A 2,476-nucleotide genomic window follows, 5' to 3' on the forward strand; every position below is an offset into this window, starting at 1 on the left:
AAAATAAGTAGGCAGCGTGAAGAACATGCGAGTGCGATTCGTTGGTTAGAAACCGGTAACGGGGGATTAACCACAAGGACATACCTTGATAACTTGAATTCCATGTTGGTGAAAAACCAACCCTCAAGAAATCTGAGTGACAGCCCTACCCCTAGGCAATGAGAACTAACAAGCTCTAGTCTAAAGCGGGGTCGAACAGCGAAACTCTATAAGCCTAAATATGGAGCTAGTAGCAGGAAGGATGCTCAAGAGTACCGAAAGGGAAGATACACAGGAACCATCGTAATCTTCAACCAGCGCAATAAGGCTCTTAACGCTGGAAACAAACAGTAAAGGAATCCATAGAATCACAGGGTTTCGCGTCCAAGTGATGATTTCTCTGAGAGATTCCCGGTGGATAGTATCACTCTAAAAGCATAAAGAATGGAATTCAGGAACGAAGTAACCGCGTAGATGCTCTTAGGAAAGGTCGATTTCCTAAGTAGGTAGTTAGCCGCAAGGTCTACGACGGAGAGATAGAGTCAGAAGCTAAGGTCACTATGTAACGTAGTGGATACGCTGACAGACTCACGTAATAGGAAAAGATATAGTTGTAAGTAGTAATGAATATGTCTAAAACTCTGAAACAAGAGTCGGAATGGAATAAGGTAAACTGGCGAAAGCTAGAAATCACAGTATTCAAGTTACAAAAACGAATATATCAAGCCTCAGAACGTGGAGATGTCCGCGTGGTAAGACGGTTACAAAAAACCTTAATGAAGTCCTGGTCAGCAAAAATGCTCGCAGTCAGGAAGGTAACCCAACAGAATAAAGGGAAAAAAACCGCCGGAATAGATGGTCGGAAAGCCTTAACAGGAAAACAAAGACTAAAACTAGCGGAAAACCTCAGGGTATACAAACGACCTCAACCCACACGTAGAGTATGGATTGAAAAACCTGGTCGTAAAGAAAAACGCCCACTAGGAATACCAACCATATACGACAGAGCACTACAAGCACTAACCAAACAGGCATTAGAACCTGAATGGGAAGCTCGCTTTGAAACCAACTCCTACGGTTTCAGACTAGGAAGGTCATGTCATGATGCCATCGAAGCAATATTCGACAGTATCGCCAAAAAACCCAAGTGGGTATTAGACGCCGATATATCGAAATGTTTTGACAAAATCAACCATAAAAAACTACTCACAAAATTAAATACCTTCCCCACTATGAAGCGATTAATCAAAGGGTGGTTAAAAGCGGGAGTAATAGACGAAGGAACACTTTCCTCTACAAATGAGGGTACACCACAAGGGGGAATAATATCACCCCTTTTGGCAAATATAGCCCTTCACGGAATGGAAGAGACAATAAAAGAATACGTAGAAAATCTATCCTATAAAGAAACCCAAATAAAAGGGAAAAGGGATAGAAGAAGAAGTATTAGTCTCATACGGTATGCAGACGATTTCGTCATCATACACAAAAACAAAGAAGTGGTAGAAAAGTGTAGAGAAGTTATAGAAACATGGTTAAAAGACATTGGCCTTGAATTAAAACCTAGTAAAACCCGATTGACCAACACCTACAATGGATTTGATTTTCTCGGATTCAATATCCGACAATACCAGGTAGGAAAAAACCAATCAAAACAAGGTTTTAAAACACTCATTAAGCCATCAAAAAAAAAAGTAAAGGAACACAAATAGCAGCTAGAAAACGTAATAGAAAAACATCTAGCTGCTCCACAAGCCGCCTTAATCAGCAGGCTTAAACCCATCATACAAGGTTGGTGCAACTACAACAAGAGTGTAGTAAGCAAAAAGACCTATGCAGGGTTAGACTATGTGCTCTGGAACAAACTTCAAAGATGGGGATACCGAAGACATCCCAACAAGTCAAAAACCTGGGTCAATAAGAAATACTGGGGAACCAAGGTCACTGAACCTAAAAACCCCTGGGAAGCACCTAAGGTAGATAACTGGATTTTTATGACAAAAGAAGGAATATACCTTCCAAAACATTCAAAAACAGAAATCATTCGACACACAAAGGTCAAAGGAAACAGTAGCCCCTACAACGGGGATTTAATATACTGGAGTACCAGAATGAGTAAACACCCTGAAATGTCCAAACAGAAGGTAAAACTTCTCAAAAGACAAAAAGGTAAATGTACTCACTGCAAACTAACCTTTAGGGATGGAGACCTAATGGAAACACACCATAAGGTACCACGCGCACAAGGTGGAAACGACCAAATCAATAACCTTGAACTACTCCACCTACATTGCCATGATGAAAAACACAAAATGAAAGTCAAGAGTAAGCGTCACGAATCAAGTAAAGATTCCTCTGAACTAAATGACCACCCATTTTGAAAGAGGTGCCACATGACAAGGAACCCTATTATGAGGAGCCGTATGATGGGAAACTATCACGTACGGTTTTGGAGACGAGTCAGACGCGGGGCAACCCCCTGGCTTAGTTTAATAGA

General features: G+C 41.0%; 2 protein-coding genes and 1 pseudogene. All 3 read left to right on the forward strand.

Going from position 1 to position 2,476, the window contains the following annotated elements; all coding sequences use genetic code 11:
- Positions 1–608 precede the first annotated feature (608 nt).
- Complete coding sequence (gene ltrA, locus F6J99_RS46055) at positions 609–1,691, forward strand: group II intron reverse transcriptase/maturase (RefSeq protein ID WP_365975460.1); 1,083 nt, start codon at positions 609–611, stop codon at positions 1,689–1,691.
- A 69-nt stretch (positions 1,692–1,760) separates the two neighbouring features.
- Positions 1,761–1,850 (forward strand): annotated as a pseudogene (locus F6J99_RS46060) (group II intron maturase-specific domain-containing protein); the annotation flags it as partial.
- 240 nt (positions 1,851–2,090) lie between these two features.
- On the forward strand, positions 2,091–2,360 hold the full coding sequence (locus F6J99_RS46065) for an HNH endonuclease signature motif containing protein (RefSeq protein ID WP_365975462.1): 270 nt from the start codon (positions 2,091–2,093) through the stop codon (positions 2,358–2,360).
- The last annotated feature ends 116 nt before the right edge of the window (positions 2,361–2,476 follow it).

The organism is Moorena sp. SIO4G3 (genome assembly GCF_010692305.1).
In the GTDB taxonomy this organism is placed as follows: domain Bacteria; phylum Cyanobacteriota; class Cyanobacteriia; order Cyanobacteriales; family Coleofasciculaceae; genus Moorena; species Moorena producens_A.

Bases quoted from the DNA above. Each gene is read 5' to 3' on its own strand.
- F6J99_RS46065 (WP_365975462.1), top strand. From the start codon at position 2,091: ATGAGTAAACACCCTGAAATGTCCAAACAGAAGGTAAAACTTCTCAAA.
- ltrA (WP_365975460.1), top strand. From the start codon at position 609: ATGTCTAAAACTCTGAAACAAGAGTCGGAATGGAATAAGGTAAACTGG.